We start from the raw sequence: 16,349 nt of genomic DNA on the forward strand, positions 1-16,349 counted from the left end.
TGTTACTTATGTAAAGATGACTCCAAAGTCTAAGATTTTCAAGTTTTATCTTAGCTATTTGATATCATCTTCTACAAATTTACAAAAAGCTTGTGTTAATGCGGTGTGGTATTTTTTCTCGTGAAGTAGTTTGTAGAAGTTTCTAGATAAATCGAGCTCTTTAGTTTCAAGTATGCAATATTTAGCAGTATCTAAAGCTTGAGTTGTAATTACTTCAGATATACAAGCTAAGCAGTCGCTATATGCAATATACTGCTTTATTGCTTCTGAGCTGCGTAGAGTTATAGTTTTTTTTATGCTTGATACTTTATCTTCAAGAGCATTGAAAAATATTTCAAATGTTCCAGAGCCTTGTTCTCTCATTGCCCACTCATAATCTAAAAGATCTTTTATCTTGATATTTTTTTTCTTAGTTAAAGGGTGGTCAATACGACAAATTACTTTTAGACTATCTTTTGTCCAAAGGTAAGTCTCTAATGTTTTACTATTACATTCGCCTTCGACAAAGCCTACATCACAGTTTAGTGACTCAACACTATTTATAATTTCTTTTGTATTACCAGAAATAATTTCAAAATCTGTATCTGGATGTAACTTTCTAAACATTGCCACATATTTTGGTAATACATAGTTAGCTATTGTGGTACTGGCACCAATAATTATCTTTCCAGATAATTGAGTGCTATTTAAGCTAAATGATTCAAACTCTTCAATTTCATCTAAAATTTTGATAGCCTTTGCTAGTAGGTTTTTACCATTATCATTTAGTTTCATTCTTTTGCCAACACGATCAAATAATGTCGTATCAAGCATGTTTTCAAGTTGAGATAGTGACATACTTGCAGCAGCTTGTGAGATAAAACATTTTTCAGCACCAGCACTAATGGATTCAGATTTTGCAGTATTGACAAAAACTTGTAGTTGTTTTAATGTGATTCGCATATTTATATTTTAGTAATGCTTATATTATATGATTTTATTATAAGATTTTCTGATATTCAATATAGATAAGATTTATTAAGACAGTATATTGATGATTGAGTATAATATGTTTTAGGTAAATAAATTGGGTTAGTTATGGAAAGCTTTATAAAATATAAGTGGGCAGTGGTTGGTGCAGGTCCTGCTGGTATGGCAACTATTGGGCAGTTGTTGGATAATGGTATAAATGCAAAAAATATACTTTGGGTTGATCCGAATTTCGGTGTTGGTGATTTCGGTAAAAAATGGGGAGAAGTTAGCAGTAATACAACGGTAGAGTTATTTTTGAGATTTCTTAATGATATAAAATCTTTTGAGTTTGAAAAAAAGTTACAAAAATTTGCTCTAGAAAATTACGATAAACAAGGATTCTCACAGCTAAAAGATATTGCAGAACCTTTGCAATATATCACAGACAATCTACTTCAAAAAGTTGATTACAGTATAGATTCTATTGCAGAAATGAAAGTAGCCCAAGGTGTATGGAATCTCTATGGAGCAAGAGAAAACTATATGGCTGAGAAAGTTGTTTTAGCTACAGGCTCTATACCTAAAGCTTTGAATATTCATAATCCTGAAACTACAAAAGAAATTGATCTTGCTACAGCATTATCGCCATCTAAGTTAAAAAAAGAGCTTATTGAAGGTGATAGGGTGGCTGTATTTGGATCATCTCATTCGGCAATGATAATTATTAGAAATTTAATTGAGCTCGGTGTTGAAGATGTTGCTAACTTCTATTGTCAACCGTTGAAGTATGCTATCAATATGGGAGACTGGATTCTATATGATAACTCAGGTTTAAAAGGTGAGACAGCTAAATGGGTTAGAAAAAATATCTCCCAAAATTTAGATAGTCGAGTCAAAAGATATTTATCAACTAGTGAAGAGATAAATAAACATTTACATGAATATAATAAAGTTATTTATGCAGTAGGTTTTGATCAAAGGATACCTTGTGTAGAGAGTATCGATGCTAGAGTTTATGATCCTACAACGGGAATTATAGCACCAGGGCTTTTTGGTGCGGGTATAGCATTTCCGCGTAAAGTAACAGATCCTAATGGTAATGTTGAGCTAAATGTTGGTTTATTTAAGTTTATGAATGATATTAAGCGCTTTCTACCACTGTGGATGAGATATGATATTTAGCTTATTTTAGTAATCTGAGTGAATTTATAATTACAATCAGAGTAGCTCCCATATCAGCAGCTATTGCCATCCATAAAGTAGCTAAGTCAGTTATTGCAAGAGATATGAAAATCGCTTTTATAGCAATAGCAAAAGTTATATTCTGTTTTATTATTTTTAATGTTTTCTTTGAATGCTTGATAAGCCAAGGTAACTTTGCAATATCATCAGACATAAGCGCAATATCTGCAGTTTCTATTGCGATGTCATTACCTATAGTACCCATCGCAATTCCTAAATTAGATCTTGCTAGCGCAGGGGCATCATTGATACCATCTCCAATCATAGCAATATTCTCATACTTATTAGCAAGTTCCTCAACTTTAGTAACCTTATCTTGAGGTAGTAGCTCTGCATAGAATTTATCAATTCCAGCTTGTGTAGCGATAGACTGAGCTGTTGCAGTATTATCACCTGTAAGCATGATGGTTTGATTAATCCCAAGTTTTTTTAGTTGTTTGAGAGCATTGTTAACATTATTTTTTATCATATCTTGTATAGCGATGATACCAATAATATTTTCATCACTACCAATGAAAATCAATGTTTGACCATTATTTGCAAGTTTTATCGCTTGTGCATGCAGATCTTCATTATTACATAGCTGTTTCTCATGAGCAAAAGCATGGTTTCCAAGCCAAAAGCTACTTTCATTGACTTTTCCTATTACTCCTTTACCACCTAAAACCTCAGTAGTTGTCGCCTGTGTAAACGTTATATTGTTATTTTTGGCATAGTCTAAAATAGCCTTAGCGATTGGGTGATCAACAGAACTCTCAAGACTTGCAGCTATGGTGATTAATTGTTGTTGCGAATAATTTTGTATGATGATCATTTCTGTAATAGAAGGATTGCCTTGTGTTAATGTACCTGTCTTATCAAAGGCAATAGCTTTTAACTTAGCTGGTATTTCTATAAACTCACCACCTTTGATCAAGATCCCATTTCTAGCAGCTTTTGCCAAACTTGAAACTATTGAAATTGGTGTAGATATCACTAATGCACAAGGGCAAGCGATAACTAGTATTACTAAAGCTTCATAGCCCCATTTAAGCCAAGATTCATTTAGCAAGAGTGGAGGGATAGTAGCTATTATAATAGCTAAAAATATCATTGTAGGGGTGTAAACCTTAGCAAACTTATCAACCCATTTTTCTACTTTTGAGCGTTTTGATTGAGCATGTTCAATAGCTTGGATTATTTTTGCAATCGATGAGTTTTCAGCAGTGCTTGTTGTTTTTATCTCAATCGCGGAGTTTCCATTTATACTTCCTGCAAAAACTTGATCACCAATGGTTTTTTCCACAGGAATAGATTCACCTGTTATAGGTGCTTGATTTATATAGCTATTACCTTTAAGTATAATTCCATCTAGAGCAATTCTTTGTCCTGGTTTTATTAGAAGAGTTTTGCCTATATTTATTTCTGCTAGAGGCTTTTCTTCAAATTGTTTATCATGACAACAATAAACTAGAGCTGTATCTGGAGTTAGTTTCATAAGCTTTGTTATCGCTGATCGAGCATTTGCGACACTCCATGATTCAAGCAAAAGTGAAAAAGCAAACAAAAAGCTTACTATGGCTGCTTCAAATAATTGACCAATAATAATTGCGCCAGTTATCGCAATTAACATTAAGAGGTTCATATCAGCATCAAGCCTTTTAATAGCAGAGATTGCTTTGGGTAAAACAAACCAGCTGCCAAATAAAATAGCTATTAAGTAAGAGGCTTGAGATATAAGAGGAACTGTTTGAGAGATACTTTCATTACCTATAAATGCATGTACAAATCCATGATTTATACTATGATACAAGTATGCAAAAATGATGAATACTCCACTAAGTAGTGTTGTAATTAGTCGAGAGTATTTAGTTAAAAAACTGATGTTTTGATTTTCTGTAATATGCTCATCCCAAGTAATTGCTTTTAACCCTACTTTTTTTATTAGAGTTATAATTTCTTTTTCAGAAACATTTTGATTATCAATAGATAATTTACCGTTGAGTAGGTCAAATTGCATACTATCTGCGGGGATTTTTTTACTTAATGCTTTTTTGATAATATTGACCTCTTCAATACAGTCTAATCCATATACTTTAAAGCTTTGATATTGTTTACTCATACAATACTCTCCTTTGCATGTATCTCTGGTAAATGCTCTAGATTTTCTTGTATTAAGTTCATGACTAGTTTTTGATCGGCTTGAATAATTTCGTCATCATTAAGAGTGTCTAGTAGCCAGTTTAACTGCTCTTTGAATGCAGAATTAAAATAAAAGTAGTGGAATCTGCCTTGTTTACGCTTATGTATAAAACCATTACGTCTAAGTATATCTAAATGTTTAGATAGTGTTGAGTTTGCAAGTTTGAAAATATGAGCTAGATGACAAAGGCATAGTTCATGCTGATATATAACCATCAGAATTCTAATCCTAGTTTCATCACCTAATGCTTTTTGAAAATCGACAATGTTTGCTAATTTCATTTTCATAAACCTATGTTTCGCGAATTAACGAAATATTATCCATAAAGTTTATTATATTCAAGTGATCTAGCAGATTTTAATTTCTTTTTCAAAGTTAATGCTAAAATCTCTCAAATTTCTAAATTAGTGGGTTAAATGATATGTCTAAAAGAGTAATTTTTATTTTATTAACTTTAATTTTCACTATGAGTCTAAGTTATAGTTCTGGAAAATATGCTAATAAGACTTATATAGAAAAAGTTGTCAAGATATTTGATTTATCAACAGATAAGAATATAAAAATACTAGACATAAAAGATCATCAACAAACTACCGATTATACTTGCGGACCATCTGCTGTTATGAGCTTGCTTAATTATTATGGAGTTCTTAAGGATTCTCAAATGAATCATCAAATGGAGTTACAAATAGCTAAAGAAATGGGTACAAATGATGATTATGGTACTACAGCGCAACAGATAGCTAACTGGTTAGAAAAGCATGGTTTTGATGTGAAATATGCTACTGATGGTGATATCAAATTGATTTATGAGAGTATAGACAAAGGTGTACCTGTACTTGTAGATTGGATTGATTGGGGAGGGCACTGGACATTGGTATCGGGATATCAGAAGTTGGGAAAAACAATTGATGATGATAAAGATACATTATTTATGATTGATCCAGCAGCACATTTTAATAATGTGAAAACAGTTTATGGATTGAGTGCTATTAATCCAGATAGATTTCAATACATGTGGCAAGATTCAAAAGGTATAAAAGGAATCTATGTTATAGCACAACCTAAATAATAGCTTTTATTCCGCCAATATTATTACAGGTGCTGGAAATGACTTAGATGAAAAGCTATTTATCTGATGTAAGCTATTAGCATTAGACACCGAAATAATACTAAAAATTGATACTGCCGCAAACATAAATTTTTTCATTTTTATTACCTAAAATACTTTCTAATATTTGATGTGTGTATTATCCCAGTATATTCTTATAAAGTTAAATATATTAAATGTATAAGTTTGATAACAAAAACTTATAACATATAAGTGTTTATAGTTTAACAACTACAGAGTACAAAAGAGAAATTAGTCATAATCTATATACAAGAAAGTGTTGTTTTTAATTGCTGAGCTTAATGATAATACTATTGTCATTTTTAATAATAGAGCCTTGTTGAGGGTATACTGGTAAGTTTATTGATATTTTTTTAGCTATATCAATTTGCTTCTCTGTAGGCATTTTGTAGTAGTCATTCAGCCAGTGGAGAAAGTAATAAACTCTATGGTTTAGATTACTTTCTTGCCATGAGCTATCAGGAAATATACTGCTAAATAAATCAAGATTGCTATTTAAGTAAAAGGGTTGGTTTATAGTTGTTTTTATAAAGTAACTATTGTCAATATGCTTTGAGGCGATGAAAATGATTGCCGTATTATATATTTTTGTGCCTATTTTATCATAGATGTTTTGGTATAAAGAATTTAGAGTTCTTTGGTTATATGCTTGTGTCATATTTTTACTGTAAGTCAAGAGACATATTTGTTTGAAGTTTATTAAAGCTATTATTATGGCTACTATTAATATAAGTTTTTTTCTTCTAAATACTTCAAAACAAACACTCGCTAGCATCGCTATACTAGGTGGTATAGTAAATAAAATTCTTAATGGCATTGGCGATATAAGGATTATTGGGAGTAATAGGGGTGTAATAATACCAATTAAAACTATAAAACTATCAAGTTTTTTAAGTTTGAACATCAATGCTAATAGTATGATATAGCATAAGCCGTAACTAATTGTAAGGCTTGAATCTAGTGTGTTTAGTATATATCTAAATAATAGACTTAATTGATTTGCTAAGTTAGTAGTATGCCAACCATCGTAAAAATTAGTAAGATAATTTGACTTACCAACAAAAAAGTAAGATATATGCGTTGTAATAAAATATAGCACTAAGGCAATTATAGCCACGAAAATGGAATAATAAAAAAAGCTAGCTACCTCTTTAGGAGTCAGATTTTTTTTGATGGAGTTTAATATCAACACAGTTATCATACCTTCTATATAGTAAACTATAAAAGATTGATATATACCCAGAGCAAAATATATCATAAGACTACTAAGTAGTATATTAGTAAGCCAATTTTCTTTTTGGAAAAGTTGTGCTAAAAAATATACTGATAGCGAGCTTAATAAAAAACCTAGTCCTATTTCTATACTTTGGTTAACGAAATTCAGTTGAAAAATATATACCGGAGATATAAGGTAAAACAATCCGAAGATGATTGTTGATAGTTTATTGTTGCTAATGTTATTGAGTATTACTATCCAGACTATATAAGAGCAGAAGATAAAACCTAAAGCCAATATGGAATTAAAGTAAGGAATTGGTACTGTTCCAATTATCGAAACTATTAAACTAAGTACAGGTCTTCCAAGCCTTAAAAATTGTACATCTAATGGGTATAGATACTTACTATTACCTAAACCGTATGTTGCAAGCTCGGTATCAATAGATATTGTCCAAGATGCTATAAAGTATGCGTATGCAGTAATTGAGCAAAGAAGGGTAATTTTTATTGCTAGATTATTTTGAATAATAACTTCTTTAAGATCTGCTAGTAGTCGTCTCATTAAATATTTGGCCACGAACTATACTTTTTTATTAGACGCAAATGTTACAATATATTCAGTAGAAAGTGAAATATAATTGATAGAGGCTAATATGAAAAAAAATATACTTGTATTAGGGGCTGGTGCTTGGGGTACTGCACTGGCATTACAGTTAGCTTATAAAGGCCACGAAGTAAGAATTAATTCTTGGAAAAAAGAGCATAATGATCAGATGCTTACAGAAGGTAATAACCAAAAATATTTACCAAGTATAGAAAAATTCCCAGATACTTTAACAGCTATACAAGACTGGAAGGCTAGTATTGATGACTTTGATGATATATTAGTAGCTACTCCAAGCTCAGGCTTTAAAAAGATTATTTTAGAGCTAAGAGACTGTATATTACCTCACCAAAATATTATTAGTGCTACGAAAGGGTTTTGTCATGATACCTATGCTCTATTGAGTGAAATAGCAGAAGATATTATTCCAAATACAAAATTCGCTTTATTAACTGGTCCAAGCTTTGCCAAAGAGGTAGCTAATAAGCTCCCAACTGCTGTTGTAGTAGCATCTAAAGATATTGAATATGCTAAATATACCCAAGAACTTTTCAGTAATGAGAATTTTAGGTGTTATACAACTACTGATATTATAGGTGCTCAAGTTGGTGGTGCTGTTAAGAATGTTTTAGCTATTGCCGCAGGTACTGCTGCTGGTATGGATTTTGGTGTTAATGCTCATGCAGCACTAATTACAAGAGGTCTAGCTGAAATTAAAAAATTAGGACTTAAACTCGGAGCCGATGTTGAAACATTTATGGGCTTGAGCTGTCTTGGTGATTTGTTGCTCACTTGTTCAGACAATCAATCGCGTAACCGTAGATTTGGATACTACCTAGGTCAAGGTATGGCTATAGATGAGTCTTTACATAAAGTAAATAACGTTGTTGAAGGATATTCTACTGCTATAGCAGTGTATAAGCTTGCTCAAAAGCATGGAGTCGATATGCCTTTGGTATTTGCTACGTATAGAGTCTTATATGAGAATGTAGATCCCAAAGATATGGTCAGACAACTTATGACTAGACAGTTGAAAAATGAAAATTAATCTCCTCCAGCTGCTTGCTTAGGTACATAGTCTTTTAGATTTGTCTGTTGCATTTTTACTTTTGTATTAAATGCATAATCTCCTACTTTAACGAATGGTTTGACAAGTATAGAATTTTCCCATAGTGAATTATCTTTTACAGAGTCGAAAGAATTAAGTGTTGAGCAGGCAATTGCGAATATAAAGCCAAAACGCACTAAAGCTATAAAAAATGCTAAAAGTGTATTTGATAAACTTTCTTTTTCTTTGTTATTGCGCATAAATACTTTCATTACACCAAAGATAATGAGATATGCACAGACTAGAACTAATATGAATGATACAACATAGGCTGTTGGAGGATCTTCTATTAATGAATTGATGTACGCAAGTTGTACCTTTTGAGCTAAGATACCTGACATTATTACGGCAAATACCATTAGTATTAATAGTACTATGTTTTTAAAAAGTCCTTTGACAGCTGCAAATAGACTTAATATTAAAATTACGATTACCAACAAAATATCTAAAAAATTAATACTTGCTAAAAATTCCATTTTCTATCCTGTTATTATGTCTTTAATTTGATTCAGTTTTGTTATGCCGATGACCTCTACGCCTTCTGTTTTTAGAGATTTTGAAAAATTGGATTGAGGTATGATGATTTTTTTAAACCCATGTTTTTTTGCCTCATTTATTCGTTCTACACCATACGGAATCGGTCTAATTTCGCCTGATAAGCCAACTTCACCCATTATAAGCATATCATCAGGAATCTCAATTTCTTTGATACTGGAATATATAATCAGTATTAGCGCTAAATCAATGCTTGTTTCATTAATCTTTATACCGCCTACAACATTTAAAAATACATCCTTATCATATAAATCAATATGCATATAGCGTTGAATAACTGCTAGTATCATTGCTAGACGGTTACTATCAATACCTACACATAATCTTCGAGGAGGCTGATTGATATTTTTGTCGACAACTAATGATTGTAGCTCAACAAGTAGAGGACGTGTGCCTTCCCAAACTGAAACTATAACACTACCGATTAAGTTTGAACGACCATTATTTAGAAATATTGCCGAGGGATTTTTAACTTCTTTCATTCCTTTATCAGTCATTGCAAAGACACCGATTTCATTTACGGCACCAAACCTGTTTTTTAAGGCACGCATCATACGGTATCTGCCGTTGTCTTGTGACTCTATAAATATTACAGCATCAACTATGTGCTCTAATACCCTTGGCCCTGCAACTTCTCCAGATTTAGTGACATGTCCTACCAAAAAAACAGAAATTTGATATTGTTTTGCAATTTGAGTAATATACGCTGCCGATTCTCTTACTTGTGATACACCACCAACCATAGATGATATATCAGGGTTATACATGGTTTGGATTGAGTCTACTACAACCACTTCTGGTTTATGTTCTATCATATAGCTAGCGATTTGCTCTATGTTTGTCTCACACATTACTAGTAGATTATCTTTTGGGAGATTTAACCTTTCTGCTCGTAGCGCTATCTGTTCAAGAGATTCTTCACCACTGACATATAGAACTTTCTTTTGTAAAGATAAAAAAGACATGATTTGTAGAAGTATCGAAGATTTGCCTATACCTGGCTCCCCTCCAACCAGTGTTACAGACCCCTTAACAATTCCTCCACCTAGGACTCTATCAAATTCTGATATATGCGTAGACATTCTAGAGTGCTCTTTACCTTTGATATCAGCTAGTGCTGTAGCTTTTGAAATGCTGCCAGCAAAACCAGATCTGGCTATAGGTGTTTTTTTTGAATCAGGTTTGATTTCTTCAACAAAAGTGTTCCATTGATTACAGCTGTGACACTGTCCTTGCCATCTAGGAGAAGTAGCTCCACACTCTTGACAAATAAATATAGTTTTTTGCTTAGCCATAGCTTAATTTACTTTGCCTTATAACCTAATAAGTACTTAGATAGTACTCTTTCTGTTTCGGAGGCATTAGGACCAATGAATTGTACAATATAGCGATATTTTTCTGGATTCTTATCATTAACTGTAATACTTGGTGGGAATACGGAAATAACTTGAGCCTCACAACCCACTTGTTCCTTTAGTTCAGATAAGGTTACAGACACTCTTACTATATCATGTAAATATAATAGTTTAGAGCTACTAATTTCTATTCCACCATTTTTAATAAGTTTTACGAAGTGGTTATATAGCTGTTCACGTTGATCAAACATATATTCTTTCTCAAACTTAATATCATCTTCACTATAGTCAACACCTGCGTGTCCTTCTACAATTTCACTAGATTCATCTTCATCTTTTATTTCGACTTGATCATTGCCTATATTATTTTCATCTAGGACTTCGCTACTTTCATCATCTTCATCAATAAGTTCAGGGTCTATGTCAAGTCCTTTATTATCTCCAAGATCAATTTCAATAATATTTACATTTTCATCATCAATATTATCATCAATATCATCATCTACTTCATATTCATCAGTAGTATTATCAGCCAAATCATTTTCAAAATCATCTTCTTGTAAAATATCATCAGATAGTTCATCTAAGCTTTGTTGAGACTTTTGTGGTTTTTGACCTAACATTCCACCACGAGGATTGCTTTTAGTATTAGCTTTTTTTTGACTACTCGAAGAGCCTTTCTTTAGAAGGTCTAATCTACTCATTCTATATGCCTCCTAGCCTTTAAGCGAATTTTTCTATAAATGAAATATGAAATACTAGAAATAAGAATAAGGATAAGTATGGATAGAAGTTTGTGTTCATATATCCAGTGTTTGATATCAGCTTTATCTACTAGCTGTAATAAAGCGTTGCCAAAAATATATCCTAAAGATATATATATAGTTGACCAAATAAAGCTACTGATAGCATCTAAAGTCATAAATTTAAATCTTTTTACTTTGCTAATACCTACAATCAAAATAGTAACTGTTCTTAAACCATATAAAAACCTTATGCTTAGAATTGCTAATGTTTCATGCTTGTCTAAGATTGCTAAAGCTTTTTGGGCTTTGTAATGCCATGAAGCTTTTTTTGTTAAGATTCTTTCGCCCATAAGCTTAGAAACTGTAAAAATAGTATTGTCATGAAGTATAGCACCAATTGTAGCAGCTAATATAACTAGGGGATAACTAAACATTGCAGCAGCTGTGGCGATGCCAACCATAATAAGAAATATCTCTCCTTCAATAAAGACTGCCAATATTACCGCCAAATATCCCCACTCCATTAGGAGATTCCAAAATTCAGCCTGTGTCATGGTTATTTCCCGTAAGAGTTAGTGATTAGTAATTCATCAACCAAAACTAGTGCAAGCATAGCTTCAGCTATAGGAACACCTCTAATGCCGACACAAGGGTCATGTCTACCTTTTGTGATAACTGTAGTATCATTACCATTTACATCTATACTTTTACCAGGTTGTAAAATGCTTGATGTTGGTTTGAATGCAAGCTTAGTAATTATGTCTTGCCCTGTAGAAATTCCACCTAAGATTCCACCGGCATGGTTTGTTAAGAAACCTTGGTTTTGAGTTATTTCATCACGATGTTCACTACCTTTTTGAGCAACACAGTCAAAGCCATCACCGATACTTACAGCTTTTACAGCATTTATACTCATCATAGCGTAAGCAATAGTAGCGTCAAGCCTATCAAAAACTGGTCTGCCAAGTCCTGCTTCTAAGCCAGTAGCGATGACTGTAACCTCTGCACCAATCGAGTCTCCTTGCTTACGAATATTGTGAATTAAGCTTTCACAATTTGTAATAGCATCTCTATTTGCTATGAAAAATGGATTTTCATTAATAAAGTTTTTTTCTATAAAGTTGATCTTAAGATCACCAATTTGGGAGCAGAAACCAAAAACCTCAATACCATTATGTTTTAGTATTTTTTTTGCTATTGCACCAGCTGCAACACGCATTGCTGTCTCTCTAGCAGATGACCTTCCTCCACCACGATAGTCACGAATCCCATACTTTTTGAAATATGTATAATCGGCATGGCCTGGGCGAAATTTATCTTTTATTTCACCATAATCTTTTGATTTTTGATCTTGATTCTTTATTATTAGACCTATCGGTGTTCCAGTTGTTTTGCCTTCAAAAACACCTGAGATGATTTTAACTTCATCAGGCTCTTTACGTTGAGTTGTGAATTTTGATTGACCTGGCTTACGCCTATCTAGCTCAAATTGTATATCTGCCTCACAGAGAGGGATATTACTTGGGCAACCATCGATAATTGCTGCAAGTGAATCACCATGGCTCTCGCCACATGTCGTTACTGTAAAAATTTTACCGAAAGTATTTCCTGACATACTTAATAATAATATATGATGTATTTTTTTATGATAGCATAAATGATGAGTAAATTTAGCTAATCTAATCTTGATTTTAGATAAAAACTTTTTTGGCTATTAAGATGTAGTATTAAACTTGATTGAATTATTTTTTTGTTCTGTAGTTGGTTTAAACTAGCTTTGAAGAGTTTCTGTATAGTAATTTCTGAAAAGCTAATAAAGGTATTGTTACAGATATTGCAATTAATCCGAGTTTTATGATCAAAGGGGATGAGAGTAAGAAACTGTTTATTAAGTGACATAAAGATCCTAGCCATGCCAGCACAATAAATAACAAGCAGTACCCTGTAAAATGTTTTTGCTTGTAGTTTTTGTATGTCTGAGGTAACCAATATACAAAGCATATTGAGACTGAGATGATAGTTGTAATCATATATATAGCATTAGGCTTATATCGAATTGCTAATATTGCAATTGTAATAAGCATAACAAAAATTAAATTAATTACTTCGGGCATTCTTTTATTGTTAAAAGATATCTGTAATTGTTGTACTGTGATTCCAATTAGATAGCCTATAGAGATAACAAGTAACCTCCAATCGAGATTTAAGTCTACTATTTGTACAATGCAGCAAAGAGTGAATATGAGCATGCTAAACTGAGTAAGCATACTTATATTATCTAGAGATTTCTTATTTTTTGCATTGTAAATGATTTGAGGAACAAACTGTATTAAATATATTATAAGCGATATGTTTAAGATTAATTCGCTAAGCTCTTGAGTGTTGGTTGATAGTTCCATATAAAAGTAATAAATAATCAAATTCTAAAGTTAATAATATTCTATTTAATTATATGTTTGTAATTGATTAAAATCCACCTGTTTAGATAAGTACTATGTTTATTGTGAAGATAGTTTTTTATAATAGAATTTTTGTATTAAAAGAATAGTTATTGCAGGCAAAATGATTAGTGCATTTGGTGTAAATGTAGGTTCTGATAAAAGCATGAAGCTACTAGCAATATAAAGACTGGTTCCAACCAGTGCTATTAAGACAAAGCTTAAGCAAAAACCATCTGCTCTTTTTTGTTTATAATTCTTATAAATTTGCGGTAGCCAATAGAGTGTATTTATAGTAAATCCAACATATTCTATTAAATTATAGATGTTGTCATTATCCGATCCCATAGCAAGTAGTGCAATTGCAAATAGAATGATAAAGCTAAAGTTAATTATCTCTGGCAATTTTTTGCAAAAAATGGATATTTGTAATTGTTGTATAGACACTCCTATAAGGTAGATTATAGCAACACTAGCATATTGCCACTCATATCCAAAGCTAATAGTTTGGATAATATCACATAGTACAGTGATAAATATTCCAAGTTGTGTCAACATGCTAATGTTAGATAAAGAGTTTTTGTTTCTTACATTGTGAATGATTTGGGGTATGAACTGGATGCAATAAAGCAAAATGGAAATATTGAAAATAAGTTCTCCAAAAAATGGATTGTTCATTATTCCTACTCCAGTTTGAATACTACATAATTTTATAGTAGCACTTATTTATTTTTTAATAAATAACTATGCTTATATTGAGATACTTATTTAAACAGATATAAGTATTTACCATAACCCTCTCTCTTCATCTCATCTTTAGGGATAAATCTTAAGGCTGCAGAATTCATACAATATCTTTTACCAGTAGGTTGCGGACCATCATCAAAAACATGACCTAAATGAGATCCTCCATACTTAGATAGGACCTCTGTTCTATTCATAAACCAACTATTATCATTCTTCGTTTTTATGAATGAGTTATTTATGGGTTTTGTGAAGCTTGGCCACCCAGTTCCAGAGTTATATTTGTCTGTTGAGCTAAATAGAGGTTCGCCAGAAACAACATCTACGTATATACCTTGTTTATGATTGTTCCAGTATTTGTTATCAAATGCTCTTTCAGTGCCACCTTTTTGTGTCACATAGTATTGTTGTTTACTTAGATTAGCTAAGGCTTTTTGTTTATCAAAGTTTTGCCAATTAGGTGTATCTGCAAAGCTAACTAATGGAATAATCATAAAAATGATTGATAGTATTCTGTTCATAAAAGTTCTCCTCTTAGCTATATACTTTAGATTATATATATTTTTATAGTTGATAACATTAATTGCAATTTAAACTCTAGATTAAAAAAATAAATATTTGTATGATTATTTGTGTATGAACTACAATTTTTAGAGGTATATAAAATGTATAATTTTTATAAATTATTAGGTGTCAGTGTGTTTACGTTTTTGTTAGCGGATTGTTCACTTCTGCCTGGGAAGAAGCCTTATGATCGTGGCCATGATTTTGAGTTGATTGTGCATATGAAAGATGTTAAAACTCAAAAAGAAGTGGGCACGGTTACAATATCTCCTTACATTCATGATGGTAAGCAAGAGGGTATGCTGATTACCCCTTATTTATATAATCTGCCAGCATCAAGTGTACACGGGATGCATATCCATATTAATCCTAGTTGTGATAATGGTGGTATGGCTGCAGGAGGGCATTGGGATCCTGATAATACTGGTAAACATCTTGGTCCTTATAATGACAATGGACATAAAGGGGATTTACCAGAATTGGTTGTAAATGCAGATGGTACAGCGACTGAGCCTGTGGTAGCGCCAAGACTAGATTCTTTAGAAGAACTAGAGGGTCATAGTTTGATGATTCATGAAGGTGGAGATAATTATTCAGATACTCCAAAACCTCTAGGTGGTGGAGGTGCTAGGATGTGGTGCGGAGTTATTACGGATTAGGCTATGAGTTATGAGGTTATAGCTAGATTAAGCTTTTTTCTGTTGATTCTTTTTGGGATTTCTATTTGGGAGATTGTCGCTCCCATGCGCAAGCTAAAGATTTCTAAAGCCTCTCGTTGGTATAATAATCTACTGCTAGTATTTTTGGATACTTTAATATTAAGAATCTTATTTCCTACAGCTGCTGTTGGAGTAGCGATATTTTGTCAGCAATATAATTTAGGGTTATTGAATCTTTTTGATATGCCTGTTTGGTTTAAGATTGTAGTAGCTTTTTTAGCTCTAGATTTTACGATATATCTTCAACATGTTCTATTTCACTATTTACCATTGTTGTGGAGATTTCATAAAGTTCATCATCTTGATTTAGATTATGATGTCACTACAGGGCTACGTTTTCATCCTGTTGAGATAGTTTTGTCAATGTTAATAAAATTTATGGCGATACTTCTTATAGGAGCACCTGTGTTAGCAGTTATCATTTTTGAAATTGTTCTAAATGGTACTTCGTTGTTTAATCATGGCAATATTCGCTTACCAAAATCGTTTGATAAATTGTTGAGATTGTTTATGGTAACACCAGACACCCATAGGGTACATCACTCTACAATACCATCTGAAACAAACTCTAACTTTGGATTTAATCTAATTTGGTGGGATAAGATCATGGGCACTTATATCGCTCAACCTAAGAAAGGGCATATTCAAATGGATATAGGGTTAAGTAATTATAGAGATTCTAAAGTTACTCAACCTCTTTTAAGTATGCTTAAAATACCTTTTTCAAAAAAATAGGTTCTTTAATTATCTTTGTACTCTTTCTTTTTGAGATAAAAAAGTACACACAACAA

General features: G+C 32.2%; 18 protein-coding genes. 5 read left to right on the forward strand and 13 right to left on the reverse strand.

Translation table 11 applies throughout. The features are described 5' to 3' along the window. Positions 1-54: 54 nt before the first annotated feature. The gene (locus F3D59_RS02255) at positions 55-942 is read right to left on the reverse strand and encodes a LysR substrate-binding domain-containing protein (protein WP_150463622.1); all 888 of its coding nucleotides are present in this window, start codon (positions 940-942) and stop codon (positions 55-57) included. A 135-nt stretch (positions 943-1,077) separates the two neighbouring features. On the opposite strand from F3D59_RS02255, the gene F3D59_RS02260 reads away from it, so the two are divergent. Beyond that, the gene (locus F3D59_RS02260; protein WP_150463623.1) at positions 1,078-2,133 is read left to right on the forward strand and encodes an FAD-dependent oxidoreductase; all 1,056 of its coding nucleotides are present in this window, start codon (positions 1,078-1,080) and stop codon (positions 2,131-2,133) included. A gap of 1 nt (position 2,134) precedes the next feature. On the opposite strand, the gene F3D59_RS02265 is transcribed toward F3D59_RS02260, so the two are convergent. Together F3D59_RS02265 and F3D59_RS02270 are read right to left on the reverse strand one after the other, a co-directional pair. Next, complete coding sequence (locus tag F3D59_RS02265; RefSeq protein ID WP_150463624.1) at positions 2,135-4,294, reverse strand: heavy metal translocating P-type ATPase; 2,160 nt, start codon at positions 4,292-4,294, stop codon at positions 2,135-2,137. Next, on the reverse strand, positions 4,291-4,656 hold the full coding sequence (locus tag F3D59_RS02270; protein WP_012279931.1) for an ArsR/SmtB family transcription factor: 366 nt from the start codon (positions 4,654-4,656) through the stop codon (positions 4,291-4,293). The genes F3D59_RS02265 and F3D59_RS02270 overlap by 4 nt, the downstream gene beginning before the upstream one ends. A gap of 140 nt (positions 4,657-4,796) precedes the next feature. Between F3D59_RS02270 and F3D59_RS02275 the strand changes: the two genes are divergently transcribed. After that, positions 4,797-5,447: a C39 family peptidase gene (locus tag F3D59_RS02275; RefSeq protein ID WP_150463625.1), complete on the forward strand. Its 651-nt coding sequence runs from the start codon at positions 4,797-4,799 to the stop codon at positions 5,445-5,447. A 6-nt stretch (positions 5,448-5,453) separates the two neighbouring features. Here the strand turns inward: F3D59_RS02275 and F3D59_RS10165 are convergent, their stop codons facing one another. Both F3D59_RS10165 and F3D59_RS02280 read right to left on the reverse strand, forming a co-directional pair. Next, positions 5,454-5,585: a hypothetical protein gene (locus F3D59_RS10165; RefSeq protein ID WP_263477952.1), complete on the reverse strand. Its 132-nt coding sequence runs from the start codon at positions 5,583-5,585 to the stop codon at positions 5,454-5,456. Positions 5,586-5,772: 187 nt separating this feature from the next. Beyond that, positions 5,773-7,287, reverse strand: coding sequence for a glucosyltransferase domain-containing protein (locus tag F3D59_RS02280; RefSeq protein WP_150463626.1), 1,515 nt, complete (start codon positions 7,285-7,287; stop codon positions 5,773-5,775). A 91-nt stretch (positions 7,288-7,378) separates the two neighbouring features. Between F3D59_RS02280 and F3D59_RS02285 the strand changes: the two genes are divergently transcribed. Beyond that, a complete protein-coding gene (locus F3D59_RS02285) occupies positions 7,379-8,377 on the forward strand; it encodes an NAD(P)H-dependent glycerol-3-phosphate dehydrogenase (protein WP_150463627.1) in 999 nt (332 codons plus the stop codon). Here F3D59_RS02285 and F3D59_RS02290 read toward each other — a convergent pair. The 8 genes from F3D59_RS02290 to msrB all read right to left on the reverse strand — a co-directional run bounded on the left by F3D59_RS02290 (position 8,374) and on the right by msrB (position 14,796). After that, positions 8,374-8,913 (reverse strand): CvpA family protein, encoded by a 540-nt coding sequence (locus F3D59_RS02290; RefSeq protein ID WP_044525650.1) that lies wholly within the window; start codon positions 8,911-8,913, stop codon positions 8,374-8,376. The two genes, F3D59_RS02285 and F3D59_RS02290, sit on opposite strands and share 4 nt — an antisense overlap. A gap of 3 nt (positions 8,914-8,916) precedes the next feature. Further along, a complete protein-coding gene (gene radA / locus F3D59_RS02295) occupies positions 8,917-10,287 on the reverse strand; it encodes a DNA repair protein RadA (protein ID WP_146421829.1) in 1,371 nt (456 codons plus the stop codon). A gap of 8 nt (positions 10,288-10,295) precedes the next feature. Further along, entirely contained in the window at positions 10,296-11,051 is a 756-nt protein-coding gene (locus F3D59_RS02300; protein WP_150463628.1) for a PilZ domain-containing protein, read from the reverse strand. Further along, on the reverse strand, positions 11,048-11,647 hold the full coding sequence (locus tag F3D59_RS02305) for a DedA family protein (RefSeq protein WP_150463629.1): 600 nt from the start codon (positions 11,645-11,647) through the stop codon (positions 11,048-11,050). Before F3D59_RS02305 ends, F3D59_RS02300 begins: the two co-directional genes overlap by 4 nt. Positions 11,648-11,649: 2 nt before the next feature. Next, positions 11,650-12,708: a chorismate synthase gene (aroC, locus tag F3D59_RS02310; protein ID WP_146421832.1), complete on the reverse strand. Its 1,059-nt coding sequence runs from the start codon at positions 12,706-12,708 to the stop codon at positions 11,650-11,652. 151 nt (positions 12,709-12,859) lie between these two features. Beyond that, positions 12,860-13,492 (reverse strand): PQ-loop domain-containing transporter, encoded by a 633-nt coding sequence (locus F3D59_RS02315; protein WP_150463630.1) that lies wholly within the window; start codon positions 13,490-13,492, stop codon positions 12,860-12,862. Positions 13,493-13,591: 99 nt separating this feature from the next. Then, a complete protein-coding gene (locus tag F3D59_RS02320; protein ID WP_150463631.1) occupies positions 13,592-14,209 on the reverse strand; it encodes a PQ-loop repeat-containing protein in 618 nt (205 codons plus the stop codon). An 86-nt stretch (positions 14,210-14,295) separates the two neighbouring features. After that, positions 14,296-14,796, reverse strand: a complete 501-nt coding sequence (gene msrB / locus F3D59_RS02325) for a peptide-methionine (R)-S-oxide reductase MsrB (RefSeq protein ID WP_150463632.1) — start codon at positions 14,794-14,796, stop codon at positions 14,296-14,298. 144 nt (positions 14,797-14,940) lie between these two features. On the opposite strand from msrB, the gene F3D59_RS02330 reads away from it, so the two are divergent. Then, positions 14,941-15,498, forward strand: coding sequence for a superoxide dismutase family protein (locus F3D59_RS02330; RefSeq protein WP_146421835.1), 558 nt, complete (start codon positions 14,941-14,943; stop codon positions 15,496-15,498). A gap of 3 nt (positions 15,499-15,501) precedes the next feature. Next, complete coding sequence (locus F3D59_RS02335) at positions 15,502-16,293, forward strand: sterol desaturase family protein (protein WP_150463633.1); 792 nt, start codon at positions 15,502-15,504, stop codon at positions 16,291-16,293. The last annotated feature ends 56 nt before the right edge of the window (positions 16,294-16,349 follow it).

It is taken from the genome of Francisella sp. XLW-1, from assembly GCF_008711455.1.
In the GTDB taxonomy this organism is placed as follows: Bacteria; Pseudomonadota; Gammaproteobacteria; order Francisellales; family Francisellaceae; genus Francisella; species Francisella salimarina.

Coding starts and splice junctions, on each gene's coding strand:
- F3D59_RS02255 (WP_150463622.1), bottom strand. CDS start 942: ATGCGAATCACATTAAAACAACTACAAGTTTTTGTCAATACTGCAAAA.
- F3D59_RS02260 (WP_150463623.1), top strand. CDS start 1,078: ATGGAAAGCTTTATAAAATATAAGTGGGCAGTGGTTGGTGCAGGTCCT.
- F3D59_RS02265 (WP_150463624.1), bottom strand. CDS start 4,294: ATGAGTAAACAATATCAAAGCTTTAAAGTATATGGATTAGACTGTATT.
- F3D59_RS02270 (WP_012279931.1), bottom strand. CDS start 4,656: ATGAAATTAGCAAACATTGTCGATTTTCAAAAAGCATTAGGTGATGAA.
- F3D59_RS02275 (WP_150463625.1), top strand. CDS start 4,797: ATGTCTAAAAGAGTAATTTTTATTTTATTAACTTTAATTTTCACTATG.
- F3D59_RS10165 (WP_263477952.1), bottom strand. CDS start 5,585: ATGAAAAAATTTATGTTTGCGGCAGTATCAATTTTTAGTATTATTTCG.
- F3D59_RS02280 (WP_150463626.1), bottom strand. CDS start 7,287: ATGAGACGACTACTAGCAGATCTTAAAGAAGTTATTATTCAAAATAAT.
- F3D59_RS02285 (WP_150463627.1), top strand. CDS start 7,379: ATGAAAAAAAATATACTTGTATTAGGGGCTGGTGCTTGGGGTACTGCA.
- F3D59_RS02290 (WP_044525650.1), bottom strand. CDS start 8,913: ATGGAATTTTTAGCAAGTATTAATTTTTTAGATATTTTGTTGGTAATC.
- radA (WP_146421829.1), bottom strand. CDS start 10,287: ATGGCTAAGCAAAAAACTATATTTATTTGTCAAGAGTGTGGAGCTACT.
- F3D59_RS02300 (WP_150463628.1), bottom strand. CDS start 11,051: ATGAGTAGATTAGACCTTCTAAAGAAAGGCTCTTCGAGTAGTCAAAAA.
- F3D59_RS02305 (WP_150463629.1), bottom strand. CDS start 11,647: ATGACACAGGCTGAATTTTGGAATCTCCTAATGGAGTGGGGATATTTG.
- aroC (WP_146421832.1), bottom strand. CDS start 12,708: ATGTCAGGAAATACTTTCGGTAAAATTTTTACAGTAACGACATGTGGC.
- F3D59_RS02315 (WP_150463630.1), bottom strand. CDS start 13,492: ATGGAACTATCAACCAACACTCAAGAGCTTAGCGAATTAATCTTAAAC.
- F3D59_RS02320 (WP_150463631.1), bottom strand. CDS start 14,209: ATGAACAATCCATTTTTTGGAGAACTTATTTTCAATATTTCCATTTTG.
- msrB (WP_150463632.1), bottom strand. CDS start 14,796: ATGAACAGAATACTATCAATCATTTTTATGATTATTCCATTAGTTAGC.
- F3D59_RS02330 (WP_146421835.1), top strand. CDS start 14,941: ATGTATAATTTTTATAAATTATTAGGTGTCAGTGTGTTTACGTTTTTG.
- F3D59_RS02335 (WP_150463633.1), top strand. CDS start 15,502: ATGAGTTATGAGGTTATAGCTAGATTAAGCTTTTTTCTGTTGATTCTT.